Consider the following 17303-nt stretch of genomic DNA (forward strand, 5'->3'; position numbering starts at 1 on the left):
CGTCCGGCTCGTCCCGTCCGCGCTCAGGCCGCTTCGGCCACCCGGGGCCATTCGCGGCCGAACCGCGCCAGATGGTGCCAGACGTACTTCACGAGCTGCGGGTCGAGATCGCCGGCGCTCCGCGCGCGACCGATCACCGCCGGCGTCAGCACCCCGTCGGTCGCGATCGAACGGGCCGTCTCGACCGTGTCCTCGCCCCGGTACTCGGGATTCGCCTCGACGATCGAGAGCTCGAGGCGATAGCCGGGATGGCGCTCGACCGCGAGGTCCGCCGCCTCGGCGAGGGCGAGCGTCGCATCGTCGTCGAAGCTCGGGTCCACCACGAGCGCTTCGACGTCACCGGGCACCGAGATGCCGCCGTGGACCTGGGCCTCGATGTATCGGTTGAGCAGCTCATCGATCTCGTCGGCGAAGAAGTCGTCGATGAGGCCCATCCGGTCGGCGACGCCGAACAGCTCGGGTTCGAACGCGCTGTCGGGGTACGTGAACGTCGCGCGCCGCAGGGTGTCGGGACGAAGGCGCAGGTAGGCCGAGCCGAATCGCGGCGCGGCGCCGTACGGGTCGCCGTCGAGCAGCAGCGCGCCGTAGATCGGACGCAGTCGCGCATCGTGCCCGTCGTACGCGCCGGCGAACAGCCGGCTCTCCCAGTTCCATCGGTCGCCGCCGGGGACGGCGGTCAGCCCGCCGTTGCTCGTACCCGTCACGAACTGCGAGGTGTAGCGCCCCTCTTCGAGGATCCGGCGGAGCACCGGCGTGCCGTGCAGGTCGGAGTCGGGGTGGAAGTGCAGTACGAGGCGGGCGGAGTCGGGCAACCGCCTGCCCGGCTTCGCACGGTCGGCGACGGCGGCGAGGGCGTCGTGCCAAGCGGCGGGGTTCGGTTCCATCCCGCCATTCTGGCAGCGGGTTCCACCGGTCGACGCCGTGTGACACGACCGGCGAGGTCCGATCGCCGTCGGCAGCTTGACCAGTTCGACAGGTACTTGTCAAAATGGCGGCATGAAGATCGCACTGCATCGCGTCATCGTCTCGGTCGCGTCGGTGGAGGCTGCGCTCGGCTTCTACCGGGACGTGCTCGGCCTGACCGCCGAGCAGGTCCACGGCATGACGCGCGTGACCGACGGGGCCGTCGAGATCCTGCTGCACGAGCGACCGAGCCGTCCGAGCGACCTCGGCGTCGCGCTCGGCTTCCAGGTCGACGACCTCGACGCGACCTGCGAGCGCTGGGCACGGTCCGGCGGCACCGTCGTCGACCCGCCCGCGCAGCAGCCCTGGGGCGAACGGATGGCGGTGCTGCGCGACCCCGACGGCCACCTCGTCTGCCTCAGCCGATGACCATGGCCGAGCCGTCCATGCCGCCCGACCCGCCCGACGTGCTGCTCACCCGGCTCGTCGACCATGTCTTCGCGCTGTCGGGTCGCCTCCTCGCGGTCGGCGACGAGATCACCCGTTCGGAGGAGCTGAGCGCCGCACGCTGGCTCATCCTCGGAGCGCTGCAGGGCGGACCCTCGACCCCCGCAGAGATCGCCCGACGGCGAGGCCTCACCCGGCAGTCGGTCCGCGAGAGCGTCGCGCGCCTCGAACGGAGCGGCCACCTCTCGCGCACCGACGGCGACGACCGGCGGACGTTCCTCGTCGAGCTCACGCCGCGCGGCCGTGCCGCGCTCGACCGCATCGAGCCGCGCCGTCGTCGTTGGGCCGAGCAGACCGCCGCGAGCGTCGACGCCGCGCAGCTGCACGACGCCGTCGCCCTCCTGGCGCGCCTCCGCGCGGCGGTCGAGTGACCGGGTAGCCGAACGACGCTGCCGACCACGCGATCGCGACGACGTCGCACCCGGGGCCGCACCGCCGCGCGATCGCCGGGGTCAGCCCCGCGTCGCGATGTTGACGAGCTTCGGCGCGCGCACGATGACGTTGACGATCTCGCGCTCGCCGATCGTGCGCACCACGGCGGCCGAGCCGCGGGCGAGCTGCTCGAGCTCGTCGGCCGTGATCTTCGGCGACACCTCGAGCCGGTCGCGCACCTTGCCGTCGACCTGCACGATCGCGGTGACCCGGTCTTCGACGAGCAGTGCGGGGTCGGCCTTGCGCCACGGCACGAGCGCGACGGTCGGCTCGTAGCCGAGCCGCTGCCACATGTCTTCGGCCGTGTACGGCGCGAACAGGTCGAGCACGATCGCGGTGACCTCGGCCGCCTCGCGCACGGCCGCGTCGCCGGCGCCCGGGCCCGAATCGATCGCCTTGCGCGTCGCGTTCACGAGCTCCATGAGCCTCGCCACGATCACGTTGAACTTGTACGACTCCGCCAGTCCCGGGGCATCCGCGAGCAGCCGGTGCGTCACCCGGCGCAGGGCGCGGTCGCCCGTCGACCAGTCGACCCCGGGGGCCGAGGTCACCTCGCCGGCGATGCGCCACGCGCGCGCCAGGAACTTCGCCGAACCGACCGGCGACACGTCGGCCCAGTCGATGTCGTCCTCGGGCGGACCCGCGAAGGCGAGGGTGACGCGCAGCGCATCGGTGCCGTGGGCGGCGAGCTCGGAGGCGAACTCGACGAGGTTGCCCTTCGACTTCGACATCTTCGAGCCGTCCATGAGCACCATGCCCTGGTTCAGCAGCGACGTGAACGGCTCGGTGAAGCTCAGGTACCCGAGGTCGAACAGCACCTTCGTGATGAACCGCGAGTACAGCAGGTGCAGGATCGCGTGCTCGACGCCGCCGACGTACTGGTCGACGGGCGCCCACTTCTCGGCCTGCGCCGGGTCGAACGCCTGGGTGTCGTCGTTCGCGTTGAGGTAGCGCAGGTAGTACCACGAGCTGTCGACGAACGTGTCCATCGTGTCGGAGTCGCGCTTGGCCGCACCGCCGCAGTTCGGGCAGGCGACGTTCACCCAGTCCTCGGCCGCACCGAGGGGGCTCGAGCCCTTCGGCTTGAGGTCGAGGCCGGCCGCCTCGGGCAGGCGCACGGGCAGCTCCGACTCGGGCACCGGCACCTCGCCGCACTCGGCGCAGTGGATGATCGGGATCGGCGTGCCCCAGAACCGCTGGCGCGAGATGAGCCAGTCGCGCAGGCGGAAGTTCTTCGCCGCCCGGCCGGTGCCGCGCTCGTCGAGGATCTCGATCGCGCGACGGATCGCGTTCGACTTCGAGAGGCCGTCGAGCGGGCCCGAGTTGATGAGGCGCCCCTCGCCCGTGAGGGCGACGCCCGTACCGGCCGGATCGAGCGGCGGCAGGTCTTCGGGCAGCATCGGGTCGCCGTGCTCATCGAGCGGGATGACCGGGATGACGCCCGTCACCGGCGCGTTCGTGTCGACGACGACGCGCACGGGCAGCTCGAACGTGCGGGCGAAGTCGAGGTCTCGCTGGTCGTGCGCGGGGACGGCCATGATCGCGCCGTGACCGTAGTCGGCCAGTACGTAGTCGCTCGCCCAGATCGGCAGGCGCTCGCCGTTCAGCGGGTTGACCGCGTAGCGCTCGAGGAAGACGCCCGTCTTCGGCCGATCGGTCGCGAGCCGCTCGATGTCGCTCTCGGCGCGCACCGAGTCGAGGTAGTCCTCGAACCGCTGCTTCACCTCGGCCGAGGCGCCGCCTGCGAGCTCGGCCGCGAGCGGCGAGTCGACGGCGACGACCATGAAGGTCGCGCCGTACAGGGTGTCGGGGCGGGTCGTGAACACGGGCACGCGCTCGGCCCGGCCCTCGATCTCGAACTCGACGTCGGCGCCGGCCGAGCGCCCGATCCAATTGCGCTGCATCGAGACGACCTTCGCGGGCCAGGTGCCCTCGAGCTGGTTGAGGTCGTCGAGCAGGCGGTCGGCGTAGTCGGTGACGCGGAAGTACCACTGCGTGAGGGCCTTCTTCGTGACGACCGCGCCGCAGCGCTCGCAGTGTCCGTCGACGACCTGCTCGTTCGCGAGCACGGTCTGGTCGTTCGGGCACCAGTTGACCTGGCCGGCCTTGCGGTAGGCGATGCCCTTCTCGTAGAGCTTCAGGAACAACCACTGGTTCCACTTGTAGTACTCGGGGTCGCTCGTGTGCAGCTCGCGCGACCAGTCGAAGCTCGGCGCGTACTGGCGGAACGAGGCCTTCTGCTGCGCGATGTTCGAGTAGGTCCACTCGCGCGGGTCGGCACCACGCTTGATCGCGGCGTTCTCCGCCGGCAGGCCGAACGAGTCCCAGCCGATCGGGTGCAGCACGTCGAAGCCCTGGTGGCGCCAGTAGCGCGCGGAGATGTCGCCGAAGCCGAACGCCTCGGCGTGGCCCATGTGCAGGTCGCCCGAGGGGTACGGGAACATGTCGAGCACGTACTTGCGCGGCCGCGTGTCGCCGTCGGCCCCGGCGCGGAAGGGCTCGAGCTCGTCCCACACGGGAAGCCACTTCGCCTGGATCGCGGCGAAGTCGTAGGCGCCGGGCTCGGCGTTCGCGGGGTCGTGATCGTGTGCCACGTGACTCTCAATCGTGTGTCGCTCGGCGGGCTCCCGCCCGCTCGTCCTCCGGGCGCGCCGGACCGCGGCGCACTCGGATATCAAGACTAGTCACTCCACGCGGGTCGTCGCCTCGCCGAGGGCGGCGAGGAGGGCGCGCGCCTTCACCCGGGTCTCTTCGATCTCCTCCTCGGCGACCGACAGCGCGGTGATTCCGCCCCCGGTGCCGATCGACGCACCGCCCGGCGCGAGCACGATCGAGCGGATCACCATCGCGAGGTCGGCCCCGCCGTCGATGCCGAGGTATCCGAACGCGCCCGAGTACACCCCGCGCGGCCCCTGCTCGAGCCCGTGCAGGATCGTCATGGCACTGCGCTTGGGCGCACCCGTCATGGAGCCCGCCGGGAACGCGGCGCGCACGACGTCGAGCGCGTGCACGGGCGGCGCGATGCGGGCCCGCACGGTCGAGACGAGCTGGTGCACGTGCCGGTACTCCTCGACCTCGAGCAGGCCCTCGACGCTCACGCTGCCCAGTTCGGCGATGCGCCCGAGGTCGTTGCGCATGAGGTCGACGATCATGAGGTTCTCGGCGCGCTCCTTGTCGCTCGCGAGGAGCTCGTCGCGCAGCGCGGCATCCCGCACCGGATCGGCGTCGCGCGGACGGGTGCCCTTCATGGGCTTCGTCGAGACGAGTCCCGACGGCTCGATGTGCAGGAACTGCTCGGGCGACGCGCTGCAGAGCGCGAACTCGCCGAACCGCAGGTAGCCGCCGTGGTGGCTCGGGCTCGACGCCCGCAGCGCGAGGTAGGTCGCCGCCGGGTCGGGGTGCACGTCGAGGTCGACCCGGTTCGTCAGGCACAGCTGGTACGCGTCACCGCGTGTGATCGCCGCCTGGCACTCGTCGATGAGGCGCGCGTAGGTCGTCGCGTCGTGCCGCCAGCGGGCGACGGGCGGGGCGACCGGATGCCGCCCGCCGACGTCCGACGCGAAGGCGGCGCCGTGCGCCTGACCGGCGTCGGGGTCGACGCTCGAGAGCTCGGCGGCGAGCTCATCGGCCCACGCGTCGGCGTCGGCGGACTCGATCCAGACGAGGCGCGTCCGTCGGGCGCCGTGGTCGAACACGATGACGCGGTCGAGGAAGACGAAGGCCGCGTCGGGGGTCTCGGCCGCGGCCACCGGCACACCGGCGAGATCGGCACCGAGCTCGTAGCCGAACCAGCCGAACCAGCCGATCGGCGCGGGCGCCGGCTCGCCGGGCTCGAGGTCGACGGGCGGCAGCGCGAGGGCGTCGGCGAGCAACTCGAAGACCGCCCCCCGCCGCTCGTCGGCAACGTCGCCGCCCGCGACCGGTCGACGGATCGAGACCGTCGCGCGCGCGAGGTCGGCGGTGACGACGGGGCTCTCCGCATGCGCGGCGCCGAGCACGCTCACCCCGCTCGGGTCGTCATCGCCGCCGTCGAGCCAGACCACGTGGTCGAGCTCGGCGAAGCGGTCGGCGAACACCGCGCGGGGTTCGTACCACGCCGGCAGCGTGCGCGAACGCAGTCGAGGGGGCATCCCCTCAGCCTAGGGCGCGATCCGAGCGGCCGGTCGGACGAGAGGTCGGAAGAACCGTCGTCGTCGCGTCGGGCCGGCACCCGATCGACGGCGCGTCGCGCGGATCCTCCTACGTTCGCGATCGGGCCGAGTCGCGCAGGCGCCCGCCGTCGATCTCGACGACGCGGTCGACGAGCGACGGGTCGACGGGCGTGTGCGAGATGACGACGACCGTGCGGTCCGCGCCCGCAGCGCCGAGCAGCTCGCGGAGGAGCGCGTCGGCCTGCTCGCGATCGACGTTGGCGGTGGGCTCGTCGAGCACGAGCACCGGGAAGCCCGCGAGCATCGCGCGCGCGAGCGCGATGCGCTGCGCCTGGCCGCCCGACACGAGCGCACCGCGCTCGCCGACGGTCGCGTCGAGGCCGCCGCGCTCGGCGACCCAGTCGGCGAGGCCGACGCGTTCGAGCACCTCGACGAGCTCGTCGTCGCTCGCCGTGTCCCGGGCGAAGAGCAGGTTCTGGCGCACGTCCTCGTCGAACAGCCACGGCGACTGCTCGACCAGTCCGACGAGTCGCCGGACGTCGGCCGGGTCGAGCCGCGCCGCATCCACCCCGTCGACCTCGTACGAGCCGTCGGTCACCTCGAGGAATCGCACGAGCACGTGGGCGAGCGTGGTCTTGCCCGAGCCGGACGGTCCGCGGACGAGCACCCGCTCCCCCGGCGCGAGGTCGAGGTCGACACCCGTGAGCGCCGCGCCGCGGGCAGCCGGCCAGTGCGCGGAGACTCCCGAGAGCGTGAGCCGCGGTGGGCCGTCGGGCGCCGGAGCCGCAACGGGCGCGGCGGGTGCGGCCGGAATCTCCGCGGGGACGTCGTCGGGCACCGCGCCGGCCACCCGCTCGGCGCTCACGCGTGCCAGCCGCCATGCCGTCGTCGCAGGCGGAAGCGCCGCCGCGATCTCGGCGATCGCGAGCGGCACGAGGCACAGCACGGCGAAGGCGGGCCCGTCGATGCGGCCCTCGGCGAGCAACGGCTGCCCGGCGACGAGGCTCGCGGCGACGGCGAAACCGCCGATCGCCGTCATGAGGGCCGCAGCGGCCCCGGCGGCCGAGGCGTTCGACCGCGTGTGCCGGGCGAGCCGGTCGCCGAGCTCCTCGATGCGGCGACGGCTCGTCGCGGCCGCATCGAACGCGACGAGGGCCTCGAGCGACTGCGCGTGCTCGACGACGGCGGCCTGCAGCTCGCCGCGGAGCGGCGCGAGCCGCCGCGAGGCGCGGGACGCGACGGCGCGTTGCACGAGCAGCGTCGTGCCGACGCCGGCGACGAGGCAGGCGCCGATCGCGAGCGCCGAGGCGGGCGAGACGAACGCGACGCCGACGACGGCCGCGGCGAGCACGACGATCGCGCTCGCCACGGGCTGGACGACCCGCAGCGACACGTTCTGCAGTTCGTCGACGTCGCCCGTGAAGCGCGCGAGCAGCTCCCCCCGACGCAGGTCGGCGATGCCGTCGGGCGCGACCGGCAGCATCCGCTCGAAGACGCCCGTGCGGATCTCGGCGAGCTGGCGGAAGGCCGCGTCGTGCCCCGTCAGTCGTTCGAGATAGCGGAACACCGCGCGACCGAGGGCGAACGCGCGCACCCCCACGATCGCGAGCGAGAGGTACAGCACCGGCGGCTGCTCCGCCGCTCGGGCGATGAGCCAGGCGGAGCACGCGAGCAGGGCGACCGTCGAACCGCCCGACGCGATGCCGAAGAGCACCGCGGGCAGCAGTCGTCGCAGCGGCGGGATGCTCGTGCGGAGCACGGTGCGGGAGCGATCAGACACGGGCGGCCTCCGGCGAGATGACGAGGTCGGCCGCCGCGACGAGTGCGGGGCGGTGGGTCGCGACGAGCACCGTCCGCCCGGTACCCGCGAGGCGCGCGAGGCCGTGGGCGAGCTCCGCCTCCCGGCTCGCGTCCTGCGCGGAGGTGGGCTCGTCGAGCAGGAGCAGCGGCAGGTCGCGCGCGAGCAGGCGGTGCACCGCGCGCGCGATCGCGACCCGCTGCGCCTGGCCGCCGCTCAGCCCGCTGCCGGCGGGGCCGACCGGGCGCGCTGCGGGCACGTCGACGCCCGCGATGCGCAGCGCCTCGTCGAGGAGCGCGGGGTCGGCGGCCTCGTCGCCGAGGCGCACGTTCGACGCCACCGTCCCGGCGAGGAGCATGGGCGTCTGGCCCGCCCAGGCGATGCGGTCGCGGACGCCGTCGGGGGTCGTCTCGCCGTCGAGCACGATCGATCCCTCGAACGGGGCGAAGCCCAGCAGGGCGGCGAACAGGGTCGACTTGCCGCTGCCGCTCGGTCCGACGACCGCCGCGACCGCCCCCGTGGGCACCGTGACCGTGAGCGACTCGACGACGACGCGATCGCCGCGTCGCACGGTGACGCGGTCGAGCTCGAGGCGGCGACCGGCACCCCCGCCCGGCGCGACGGACGCGGGCGGGCGGTCGTCGTGATCCGCGCCCTCGGCCGCCTCCAGCAGCTCGAAGGCGTCGCCGGCGGCCGTGACCCCCGCCGCCGAAGCGTGGAACGCCGCGCCGACGTTGCGCAGCGGCAGGAAGACCTCGGGCGCGAGCACGAGCACGAACAGGCCGGCCGCGAGGGCCATGTCGCCCGAGACGAGGCGCAGGCCGATGGCGACCGCGACGAGCGCGACCGAGAGGCTCGCGGCCAGCTCGAGCGTGAATCCCGAGAGGAACGTGACCCGCAGCACCTTCATCGTGTGGCGCCGGTAACCGTCGGTCACCGCTCGGATGCGGCCCACCTGACGCTCGGCGCGGCCGTAGAGCAGCAGTGTCGAGAGGCCGCCGACGACCTCGAGGAATCCGCGCGAGAGGCCCGACAGGCTCTCCCACTGGCGGCGCTGCACGCCCTGGGTCGCCATGCCGATGAGCGCCATGAACACGGGCGTCAGCGGCAGCACGATCACGAGGATCAGACCCGACAGCGGGTCGGCGATCCACGCCGCGGCGATGAGCGCGGGCGTCGCGACGACGGTGAGCACGAGCTGCGGGAGGTACCGGCCGAAGTAGTCGTCGAGCGCGTCGAGCCCCGGACCGAGCAACGTCGCGATGCGCGCCGTCGAGAAGCCCGCGACGCCCGCGGGCCGTTGCTCGAGGGCGGCCAGCAGCTCCGCGCGCAGCTCGCCCTTCACCCGCATCGCCCCGCCGGAGCCGACGACCTCCCACCCCCAGGCGCCGAGCGCCCGGGCGGCCGCGCCGCCGAGGAGGAGCGCGAGGAGCGGCCGCACGTCGTCGATCGGCCTGCCGTCGATCAGCCCGGTGACGAGGCCGGCGATCGCCCACGCGACGGCGATGATCGCCGCCGCCTGCACGACGGCGAGCGCACCGCCCGCGACGAGGAAGCCGCGGGCGGCGCGCGAGCGCCTGACGAGTCTGGGGTCGAGCGGTTTCACGCGCGTTCGCCCATCAGTGGACGGCCGCCTCGACGTGCGCGCGGCTCACCCGCTTGCGGAAGATCCAGTACGTCCAGGCCTGGTAGGCGAGCACGAGCGGCAGGAAGATCAGCGCCACCCAGCTCATGACCGTGAGCGTGTACGGCGTCGACGACGCGTTCTCGATCGTCAGGCTGTTCGCCGGATCGTTCGATGCGGGCATCACGTCGGGGAACAGTGCGGCGAAGAGCGCGAGCACCGCCGCGGCGACCGTCACGGCGAGCAGCGTGAAGGCGACGCCCTCGGCGCCGCGCCGGTTCGCGAGCCAGCCGCCGATGAGCGCGACCGCCGCGATCGCCGCGAGGATCCAGAACCACGCGGTGCCGAACGCGAGCCCCGTCCAGAGGAGGAACACCGCCGCGACGACGATCGTGACGAGACCCGCCCGCGTCGCGAGCTTCCGCGCCCTCGCCCGCAGGTCGCCCTCGGTCTTGAGCGAGGCGAACACGACGCCGTGCGTGAAGAAGAGCAGGAGCGTCGTGAGCCCGCCGAGCAGCGCATACGGGTTCAGCAGGTCGAACAGCGTGCCCGTGTAGTTGTGGTCGGCGTCGAGCGGTACGCCCTGGACGATGTTCGCGAAGGCGACGCCCCAGAGCAGCGCCGGCACGGCCGAGCCGACGACGATCATGCCGTCGAACCAGGCCTTCCACTTCGACTCGGGCCGCTGGTGGCGGTACTCGAACGAGACCCCGCGGGCGATGAGCGCGAGCAGGATGAGCAGGAGGGCCAGGTAGAACCCCGAGAACAGGGTGGCGTACCACTCGGGGAAGGCGGCGAACAGCGATGCCCCGGCGACGATGACCCACGTCTCGTTGAGGTCCCACACGGGGCCGATGGTGTTGATGAGCACCCGGCGGTCGGTGTCGTCCCTGCCGAGGAACGGCAGCGACATGCCGATGCCGAAGTCGAAGCCGTCGAGCACGAAGTAGCCGACGAAGAGGAAGGCGACGATCCAGAACCAGAGCGTTGCGAGATCCATGACGTGCTCCTCTCTCAGTAGACCGTGGTCGCGGGCTCGACGCGGCCCGATTCGGGGTCGGGCTCGCCGATCTCGGGCGGGCCCTTCTTGATGGCGCGGATCACGAGCCGTACCTCGACGACCGCGAGCGCGCCGTAGATGAGCGTGAACGCGACGAGCGAGATGAGCACGTCGAGACCGGTGACGTTCGGCGAGACCGCGGATTCGGTCGGCAGCAGGCTGAACACGATCCAGGGCTGCCGGCCCATCTCGGTGAAGATCCAGCCGACGATCATGGCGGCGAGCGAGAGCGGGAAGCTCCAGATCGCCACCTTCCAGACCCACTTCTGCCGCGGCATCCGGCCCTTGCGGGTGAGCCAGAGACCGACGACGGCGACGATCACGTGCAGCATGCCGAGCCCGATCATCCAGCGGAACGACCAGTAGGTGATCCAGATGATGGGCGCGTAGTCGCCCGGACCGTAGAGCGCCTGGTAGTCGGCCTGCAGGTCGTTGATGCCCTCGACGCAGCCGTCGAACGTGTGCGTCGACAGCAGCGAGAGGAGGTACGGCACGCGGATCGAGAACAGTTCGGTGGTTCCGTCGGGGGTGCCGAGGGTGAACAGCGAGAACGACGCGTCGGCCCCGCAGACGGTGTCGTAGGTGGCCTCGGCGGCCGCCATCTTCATGGGCTGCGTCGCGACCATCGCAAGGCTCAGCTGGTCGCCGAACAGGGTCGTGAGGATGCCGGAGCCGACCATGAGCCATAGCCCGAACTTGAGCGCGGGGCGCATGGAGTCGAGGTGCTGGTTGCGGGCGAGGTGCCACGCGCTCGCCGAGATGATGAGGCCGGCGGCGACCATGAAGCTCGCCGCGATCGTGTGCGGGAACGCCGCGAGCGCGACGGGGTTCGTGAGCAGCGCCCCGATGTCGACGAGCTCGGCGCGGCCCTTCTCGGCGTTCATCTCGTAGCCGACCGGGTTCTGCATGAACGCGTTCGCGGCGATGATGAAGTACGCCGAGACGATCGTGCCGACGGCGGTGCACCAGATCGTCGCGAGGTGCAGGCCCCTCGGCAGCTTGTCCCAGCCGAAGATCCAGAGCCCGATGAACGTCGCCTCGAAGAAGAACGCGAGCAGGCCCTCGAGTGCGAGCGGGGCGCCGAAGACGTCGCCGACGAACCGCGAGTACTCCGACCAGTTCATCCCGAACTGGAACTCCTGCACGATTCCGGTGACGACGCCCATCGCGAAGTTGATGAGGAATATCGAGCCGAAGAACCTCGTCACCTGGAGGTACTGGTTCTTGCCCGTGCGGTACCACGCGGTCTGGAAGATCGCGACGGTCGTCGCGAGTCCGATCGTGATCGGTACGAACAGGAAGTGATAGACGGTCGTCAACCCGAACTGCCATCGGGCGAGCAGCAACGGATCGAGCAGCTCGTTCACGGATGCCCCTTTCGCGGACTCCGAACGTCGTGGCGACGTTCTTCTACGGTGCGTAAAACTCTGCTTCTACACAGCGTAGAACAATCGCGCGAACGGCGGTACTCTGGATGCATGGCGAGTCTCGGAGATCTCGAGCGCTCCGTGATGGAGCTGCTCTGGTCGAGCGACGGCGCGCGCACGGCCAACGAGCTGCGCGACGCGCTGGCGCTGCAGAGCGGCGACTCGGGTCGCATGGTCGCGACGACCACCGTGCTGACCGTCCTCTCGCGGCTCGAGCGCAAGGGCTTCGTCAGCCGCACGCGCGAGCGCCGGCCGCACCAGTACCAGGCCCTGCTGTCGCGCGAGGAGCACACCGCCGAGCTCATGCACGAGGTGCTCGATCGGGCGAGCGACCGTGATGCGGCCCTCGCACGCTTCGTGGGCACGGTGAGCGACGGCGAGGCCGCGACCCTGCGACGTCTCCTCGACGAGCTCGTCCGACACTGACGATGCTCGTCGTCGCCGCGGTGCTCGGCGTCCTCGCGTTCGCGCTGGCCTGGCCCATCCCCGTCGCACTCTCGCGCGCCGCGTGGCCCGCTCGCTCCCCCGCCGTCGCCCTCGCGCTCTGGCAGTCGATCGCGATCGCCGGCGGCCTGTCGATGATCGGATGCCTCCTCGTCTACGGCGCCGCTCCGGCCGGTTCGCTCGTCGGCGCGTGGAACGCGCTCGTGCCCGTGCTCTTCACGGGGCCCATCCCACCCGAGTTCGACGTGCTCGAGCTCGCGGCGCTCACCCTCGCCGCCGGACTCGCGCTGCACCTCGCACTCAACCTCGCGCTGACGGCAGTGCACGCCGAGCGCGAGCGCCGCCGCCAGCACCAGCTCGTCGCCCTGCTCGGCGACCCGATGCCGGGCGAGCCGTCGACGCGCGTGCTCGCGCACCCGACGCCGCTCGCGTACTGCGTGCCCGGCATCCGCACCGCGACCGTGCTCACCGACGGCCTCGTCGACGCGCTCAGCCCCGCCGAGCTCTCCGCGGTCATCGCGCACGAGCGCGCCCACCTCGATCAGCTGCACCACCTCGTGCTGCTCGCGTTCCGCGCCTGGCACAGTGCGCTGCCGTGGTTCCCGATCGCGAACCGGGCGGAGCGCTCGGTGATCCTCCTCGCCGAGATGCTCGCCGACGACCGCGCCCGACGCGTCGCGGGCGACGACGCATTGCGCGGCGCGATGCTCGTCGTCGGTGCCGACGCGGGACCCGCGGGCCTCGGCGATGACGGAGTGATCCCCGACGCCGACATGCTCGAGGCCCGGTTGGCCCGGCTCGACGGCGATGCGGCGGGCGTGCCGCCGCGCGCCCTGGTGCTGACCGCCGCGATCGCGCTCATCGCGATCCCCCTCCTGGGGTACGCGGTGACGTTCACGGATACCACCTGGGTCTGACGCGCGCCGCACCCGCGGTCGATACGCTCGAACGATGAACGAGATCCTCGACTGGATCCTGAACACCGTGCAGTCGGTCGACCCGGTGGTCAGGACCCTCCTCGCCGGGATCGGCATCATGCTGGAGACGAGCGTGCTCATCGGACTCGTCGTTCCCGGCGACACGATCGTGCTCGTCGCCGCCACCGGAGTCGAGAACCTCGCACAGTACTTCGCGCTCGCGTTCGCCGTCATCGTCGGCGCACTCATCGGCGAGAGCCTCGGCTTCGCGATCGGCCGGTGGTTCGGCCCGCACATCCAGCACTCCCGCCTCGGCCGCAGGCTCGGCGAGGACAACTGGCACCGCGCCCAGCGCTACCTCGACCGGCGCGGCGGGCCGGCGATCTTCATCTCGCGTTTCATCCCGGTGCTGCACTCGCTCATCCCGCTGACCGTGGGCATGAGCACGATGCGCTACCGCAAGTTCATCGCGTGGACGCTGCCCGCCTGCATCATCTGGGCCTTCGCGTACGTGTCGGTGGGCTGGCTCGCCGCCGGCAGCTACCGCGAGCTCAGCCGCGAACTGCACTGGGCGGGCTACCTGTTCGTCGGCGTCATCGTCGTCTTCCTCGTGATCGTCTGGGGCGTGAAGAAGGTGCTCGTGCGGTCGGAGGCGAAGCACATGGAGGCGGCCGAGGCCGCCGACGACTCGGGCGCCCTCGACACCGCGATCGACCCGGCGGTCGATTTCGCCCCGGCATCGACCGGCGCGCCGGTCGTCGTCGACGGCGGGGCCGTCGCCGCCCGCACCGACGACGAGGGGCCGGATGCCTCGGCACCCGACCCCTCGCAGCTCGACGTCGACCGCTGAGGCCCGGCGCCGCCGTTCGCTCAGAACAGGTCCTGCTCGGCGAGCCAGTCGCTCGCGATCTGCTCCGCCGACTCCTGGTCGTCGACGCTCTTCACATTGAGCGCGACGAGCTCGTCGGCGGTGAGCGCCGCGCTCACCGTGTTGATGACCTCGGCGGCCTTGTCGTCGACCTTGTCGCTGACGACCGGCACGACATGCGAGGCGAGGAAGAGCCCCTCGGGGTCGTCGAGCGTCACGAGGTCGCTCGTCGCGATCGCCGGGCTCGCGCTGAAGATGTTGACGAGTTGCACGTCGCCGTCTTCCAGCGCCTTGATCGTCAGGGGCCCGCCCGAATCCTCGATCGGCGTGAACGCGACGTCGACGCCGTAGACCTTCTTGAGCCCGTCGGGGCCGTAGGGCCGGGTTGCGAGCTCCGAGTTGCCGCCCAGGGTGAGCGGCGTCGTCACCTTGGACAGGTCGGCGAGGCTCGTGACGTCGTTCTGCTCCGAGAACTCCTTCGTGACGTTGTACGAGTCCTGATCGGTCGCCGGCGACTGGTCGAGCACGCGGAGGCCGTCGGGCAGCGCCGTCTCGAGCTCGGCGTAGACGTCGTCGGCGGTGGTCGCCGTCGTGTCGGGCACGTAGTACTGGAGCAGGTTGCCCGTGTACTCGGGGAAGACGTCGATCGCCCCGCTCTCGATCTCGGGCATGTACACCTCGCGCTGGCCGATGCGCGGCTGCAGCTCGACGGTGAACCCGTTGGCCTCGAGCGCCTGCGCGTACAGCTCGGCGATGATCTCGTTCGAGTAGTAGTCCTGCGAGCCGACGACGAGCGTCTCACCGCCGCCCGCAGGCGTCTCCGATCCGCTGTCGAGCGGGTCGCCCGACGCACACCCTGCCAGGGCCACTGTCGCCCCGACCGCGACCGCCGCGAGTGCGACGAGCCGGCCTTTTCCTGCTGTGTTCATGATGCATTCCCTTCATGGACGGGTCGCCCCGTGACCGTACGCGACCGGGTCGATCGCGAACGAGCTTCTGCGGTTCGGGTCGCGCGCACGCCGGCGGGCACGACGACGCGCTGGATGAGCGCGAAGCACCCGTCGACGACGAGTGCGAGGAGGATGACGAGGATGGCGCCGCCGAGCATCTCGGCGTAGTTGCGGGTCTTCAGCCCCTCGAAGATGAAGCGGCCGAGGCCGAAGTTCGCGACGTAGGCCGCGAGCGTCGCGGTCGCGACGATCTGCAGCATGCCCGAGCGGATGCCGCCGACGACGATCGGCATGCCGAGCGGCAGCTCGACCTTGCCGACGACCTGGTGCTCGGCCATGCCCATCGCTCGCGCGGCGTCGATCGTGCGGCGATCGACGGATTCGAACCCCGCGTACGCGCCGGCGAGCAGCGGCGGTATCGCGAGGACGACGAGCGCGAGGATGGGGGCCGAGAGGCCGATGCCGAGCCACGTGCCGAAGAGCGTGAGCAGGCCGAGGGTCGGCAGCGCCCGCAGTCCGCCCGACGTCATGACGACGAACTGCTTGCCCCGCCCCGTGTGGCCGATGAACCCGCCGAGCGGCAGCGCGATCGCCGCGGTGATCGCGAGCACGACGACCGAGATGAGCAAGTGCTGGCCGAGCCGCTCGGGAATGCTGCCGGGACCCGACCAGTTGGCCGGATCGGCGAGCCAGGCGAACGCTGCTGCGAACAGGCTCATGCGACCACGTCGGGTTCGTCGACGAGCACGGACGGTGCCGGGCGGGCGCCCCGGCGGCCGCGACTGGTCCACGGCAGGAGCAGTCGCCCGCCGAGGACCGCGAGGGCGTCGAGCAGCAGCGCAACGAGGATCGTCATGACGATGCCGGTCACGATCTCGGCCTGGATGCCGCGCTGGAAGCCGTCGGTGAACAGGCTGCCGAGGCTCTGCACGCCGATGACGGCGCCGATCGTCGCGAGGCTCACCGTGCTCACGATCACCACGCGGAGTCCCGACAGCAGCACCGGCCCTGCGAGCGGCAGCTCGACGCCCCAGAATCGGCGGCCGGGCGAGTAGCCCACCGCGGTGGCCGAGCGCTCGATGTCGGGGTCGACCGCGTCGAAGGCATCGGCGGCGGTTCGCACGATGACCGCGACGCCGTAGAGCGTGAGCGCGATCACGAGGTTCAGGGGCGAACGTAGGCCGATGCCGGTGAAGGCCGGCAGCGCGATGAGCAGCGCGATCGACGGGATCGCGTAGAGGAGCCCGCAGAGCGACAGCAGCACGCCGCGCGACCAGCGATAGCGGTGCGCGGCCCAGCCGATCGGAACGGAGATCACGAAGCTCAGTATGATCGCCGGCACCGACAATGCCAGGTGCAGGAGCGTCAGCTCCCAGACCAGGTCGAGGTTCGACCAGAGCCACTTCACGAGGCGAGCACTCCGGCGGGGCGCCCGTCGTCGTCGACGACGACCCGACGGCCGTCGACCTCGGCGAGGTGCAGCACCCGCTTGCCGCGGTTCGCCCCGACGAAGTCCGCCACGAATTCGTCGGCGGGACGCGCGAGGATCTCGGCGGGCGACGCCGCCTGGGAGATCCGCCCGCCCTGCTGCATGATGACCACCTGGTCGCCGAGGAGGAACGCCTCGTCGATGTCGTGCGTGACGAACACCACCGTCTTGCCGAGTTCGCCCTGCAGCCGCAGCAGCTCCTGCTGCAGCTCGGCCCTGACGATCGGGTCGACGGCGCCGAACGGCTCGTCCATGAGCAGGATGTTGGGGTCGACCGCGAGCCCCCTGGCGACGCCGACGCGCTGCTGCTGCCCGCCCGAGAGTTGGCTCGGGTACCTGTCGGCGAGCGAGCGGTCGAGGCCGACGGTGTCGAGCAGCTCGAGCGCCCTCGCATGCGCCTCGCGCTTGCGCACACCGCGCAGCAGCGGCACGGTCGCCACGTTGTCGATGACCTTGCGGTGCGGGAGCAGGCCCGAGTTCTGCATGACGTAGCCGATGCTGCGGCGGAGCGCCACGGGCTCGAGGGTCGCGACGTCGGTGGCGTCGATGAGCACCTGCCCGTCGGTCGGATCGACCATTCGGTTGATCATGCGCAGCAGCGTCGTCTTGCCCGAGCCCGACGAGCCGACGAGCACCGTCGTCTTGCGGGGCGGGATGACGATGTCGACGCCGGAGACGGCGAGGGTGCCGTCGGGGAAGCGCTTCGACACGCCGCGGAACTCGATCATGCTGG

At 71.6% G+C, this 17303-nt stretch carries 15 protein-coding genes and 1 pseudogene; 5 read left to right on the forward strand and 11 right to left on the reverse strand.

All coding sequences use genetic code 11. From position 1 onward, the window contains the following. Nucleotides 1-23: 23 nt before the first annotated feature. Complete coding sequence (locus tag AC3RJ6_RS14030; RefSeq protein ID WP_491427686.1) at nucleotides 24-884, reverse strand: DUF3626 domain-containing protein; 861 nt, start codon at nucleotides 882-884, stop codon at nucleotides 24-26. A 112-nt stretch (nucleotides 885-996) separates the two neighbouring features. Here AC3RJ6_RS14030 and AC3RJ6_RS14035 point away from each other — a divergent pair, with 112 nt between their 5' ends. Next, the gene (locus AC3RJ6_RS14035; protein WP_491427687.1) at nucleotides 997-1332 is read left to right on the forward strand and encodes a VOC family protein; all 336 of its coding nucleotides are present in this window, start codon (nucleotides 997-999) and stop codon (nucleotides 1330-1332) included. 2 nt (nucleotides 1333-1334) lie between these two features. Beyond that, nucleotides 1335-1781: a MarR family winged helix-turn-helix transcriptional regulator gene (locus AC3RJ6_RS14040; protein ID WP_491427688.1), complete on the forward strand. Its 447-nt coding sequence runs from the start codon at nucleotides 1335-1337 to the stop codon at nucleotides 1779-1781. Between the two features lie 81 nt (nucleotides 1782-1862). Here AC3RJ6_RS14040 and leuS read toward each other — a convergent pair whose 3' ends face one another. From leuS to AC3RJ6_RS14070, 6 genes are all read right to left on the reverse strand, one after another. Further along, a complete protein-coding gene (gene leuS, locus AC3RJ6_RS14045; protein WP_491427689.1) occupies nucleotides 1863-4436 on the reverse strand; it encodes a leucine--tRNA ligase in 2574 nt (857 codons plus the stop codon). Between the two features lie 90 nt (nucleotides 4437-4526). After that, the gene (pabB, locus tag AC3RJ6_RS14050) at nucleotides 4527-5972 is read right to left on the reverse strand and encodes an aminodeoxychorismate synthase component I (RefSeq protein WP_491427690.1); all 1446 of its coding nucleotides are present in this window, start codon (nucleotides 5970-5972) and stop codon (nucleotides 4527-4529) included. 109 nt (nucleotides 5973-6081) lie between these two features. Then, nucleotides 6082-7773, reverse strand: coding sequence for a thiol reductant ABC exporter subunit CydC (gene cydC / locus AC3RJ6_RS14055; protein ID WP_491427691.1), 1692 nt, complete (start codon nucleotides 7771-7773; stop codon nucleotides 6082-6084). Further along, nucleotides 7766-9397 carry a thiol reductant ABC exporter subunit CydD gene (gene cydD / locus AC3RJ6_RS14060; RefSeq protein WP_491427692.1) on the reverse strand — a complete coding sequence of 544 codons (1632 nt, stop codon included), beginning with the start codon at nucleotides 9395-9397 and terminating at the stop codon, nucleotides 7766-7768. The genes cydC and cydD overlap by 8 nt, the downstream gene beginning before the upstream one ends. 13 nt (nucleotides 9398-9410) lie before the next feature. After that, nucleotides 9411-10415 (reverse strand): cytochrome d ubiquinol oxidase subunit II, encoded by a 1005-nt coding sequence (gene cydB / locus AC3RJ6_RS14065; protein ID WP_491427693.1) that lies wholly within the window; start codon nucleotides 10413-10415, stop codon nucleotides 9411-9413. A gap of 14 nt (nucleotides 10416-10429) precedes the next feature. Continuing rightward, complete coding sequence (locus tag AC3RJ6_RS14070) at nucleotides 10430-11842, reverse strand: cytochrome ubiquinol oxidase subunit I (protein ID WP_491427694.1); 1413 nt, start codon at nucleotides 11840-11842, stop codon at nucleotides 10430-10432. A gap of 111 nt (nucleotides 11843-11953) precedes the next feature. Here AC3RJ6_RS14070 and AC3RJ6_RS14075 point away from each other — a divergent pair, with 111 nt between their 5' ends. The 3 genes and pseudogenes from AC3RJ6_RS14075 to AC3RJ6_RS14085 all read left to right on the forward strand — a co-directional run. Then, entirely contained in the window at nucleotides 11954-12328 is a 375-nt protein-coding gene (locus AC3RJ6_RS14075; RefSeq protein ID WP_491427695.1) for a BlaI/MecI/CopY family transcriptional regulator, read from the forward strand. A 2-nt stretch (nucleotides 12329-12330) separates the two neighbouring features. Then, on the forward strand, nucleotides 12331-13263 hold the full coding sequence (locus tag AC3RJ6_RS14080) for a M56 family metallopeptidase (RefSeq protein WP_491427696.1): 933 nt from the start codon (nucleotides 12331-12333) through the stop codon (nucleotides 13261-13263). A 34-nt stretch (nucleotides 13264-13297) separates the two neighbouring features. Next, nucleotides 13298-13966: pseudogene (locus AC3RJ6_RS14085) on the forward strand (DedA family protein); the annotation flags it as partial. 167 nt (nucleotides 13967-14133) lie between these two features. Here the strand turns inward: AC3RJ6_RS14085 and AC3RJ6_RS14090 are convergent. Genes AC3RJ6_RS14090 through AC3RJ6_RS14105 form a run of 4 tightly spaced genes read right to left on the reverse strand, consistent with a single transcriptional unit; the run spans nucleotide 14134 to nucleotide 17298 of the window. Further along, complete coding sequence (locus AC3RJ6_RS14090; RefSeq protein WP_491427697.1) at nucleotides 14134-15060, reverse strand: ABC transporter substrate-binding protein; 927 nt, start codon at nucleotides 15058-15060, stop codon at nucleotides 14134-14136. Further along, on the reverse strand, nucleotides 15057-15800 hold the full coding sequence (locus tag AC3RJ6_RS14095) for an ABC transporter permease (RefSeq protein WP_491427698.1): 744 nt from the start codon (nucleotides 15798-15800) through the stop codon (nucleotides 15057-15059). The genes AC3RJ6_RS14090 and AC3RJ6_RS14095 overlap by 4 nt, the downstream gene beginning before the upstream one ends. Beyond that, nucleotides 15797-16489: an ABC transporter permease gene (locus tag AC3RJ6_RS14100; protein WP_491427699.1), complete on the reverse strand. Its 693-nt coding sequence runs from the start codon at nucleotides 16487-16489 to the stop codon at nucleotides 15797-15799. Before AC3RJ6_RS14100 ends, AC3RJ6_RS14095 begins: the two co-directional genes overlap by 4 nt. Then, nucleotides 16486-17298, reverse strand: a complete 813-nt coding sequence (locus AC3RJ6_RS14105) for an ABC transporter ATP-binding protein (protein ID WP_491427701.1) — start codon at nucleotides 17296-17298, stop codon at nucleotides 16486-16488. The genes AC3RJ6_RS14100 and AC3RJ6_RS14105 overlap by 4 nt, the downstream gene beginning before the upstream one ends. Nucleotides 17299-17303: the final 5 nt, after the last annotated feature.

It is taken from the genome of Agromyces cucurbitae, from assembly GCF_058349945.1.

What these genes read in the sequence shown, in the direction of transcription:
- AC3RJ6_RS14030 (WP_491427686.1), bottom strand. Translation starts at nt 884, where the DNA reads ATGGAACCGAACCCCGCCGCTTGGCACGACGCCCTCGCCGCCGTCGCC.
- AC3RJ6_RS14035 (WP_491427687.1), top strand. Translation starts at nt 997, where the DNA reads ATGAAGATCGCACTGCATCGCGTCATCGTCTCGGTCGCGTCGGTGGAG.
- AC3RJ6_RS14040 (WP_491427688.1), top strand. Translation starts at nt 1,335, where the DNA reads ATGGCCGAGCCGTCCATGCCGCCCGACCCGCCCGACGTGCTGCTCACC.
- pabB (WP_491427690.1), bottom strand. Translation starts at nt 5,972, where the DNA reads ATGCCCCCTCGACTGCGTTCGCGCACGCTGCCGGCGTGGTACGAACCC.
- cydB (WP_491427693.1), bottom strand. Translation starts at nt 10,415, where the DNA reads ATGGATCTCGCAACGCTCTGGTTCTGGATCGTCGCCTTCCTCTTCGTC.
- AC3RJ6_RS14075 (WP_491427695.1), top strand. Translation starts at nt 11,954, where the DNA reads ATGGCGAGTCTCGGAGATCTCGAGCGCTCCGTGATGGAGCTGCTCTGG.
- AC3RJ6_RS14080 (WP_491427696.1), top strand. Translation starts at nt 12,331, where the DNA reads ATGCTCGTCGTCGCCGCGGTGCTCGGCGTCCTCGCGTTCGCGCTGGCC.
- AC3RJ6_RS14090 (WP_491427697.1), bottom strand. Translation starts at nt 15,060, where the DNA reads ATGAACACAGCAGGAAAAGGCCGGCTCGTCGCACTCGCGGCGGTCGCG.
- AC3RJ6_RS14095 (WP_491427698.1), bottom strand. Translation starts at nt 15,800, where the DNA reads ATGAGCCTGTTCGCAGCAGCGTTCGCCTGGCTCGCCGATCCGGCCAAC.
- AC3RJ6_RS14105 (WP_491427701.1), bottom strand. Translation starts at nt 17,298, where the DNA reads ATGATCGAGTTCCGCGGCGTGTCGAAGCGCTTCCCCGACGGCACCCTC.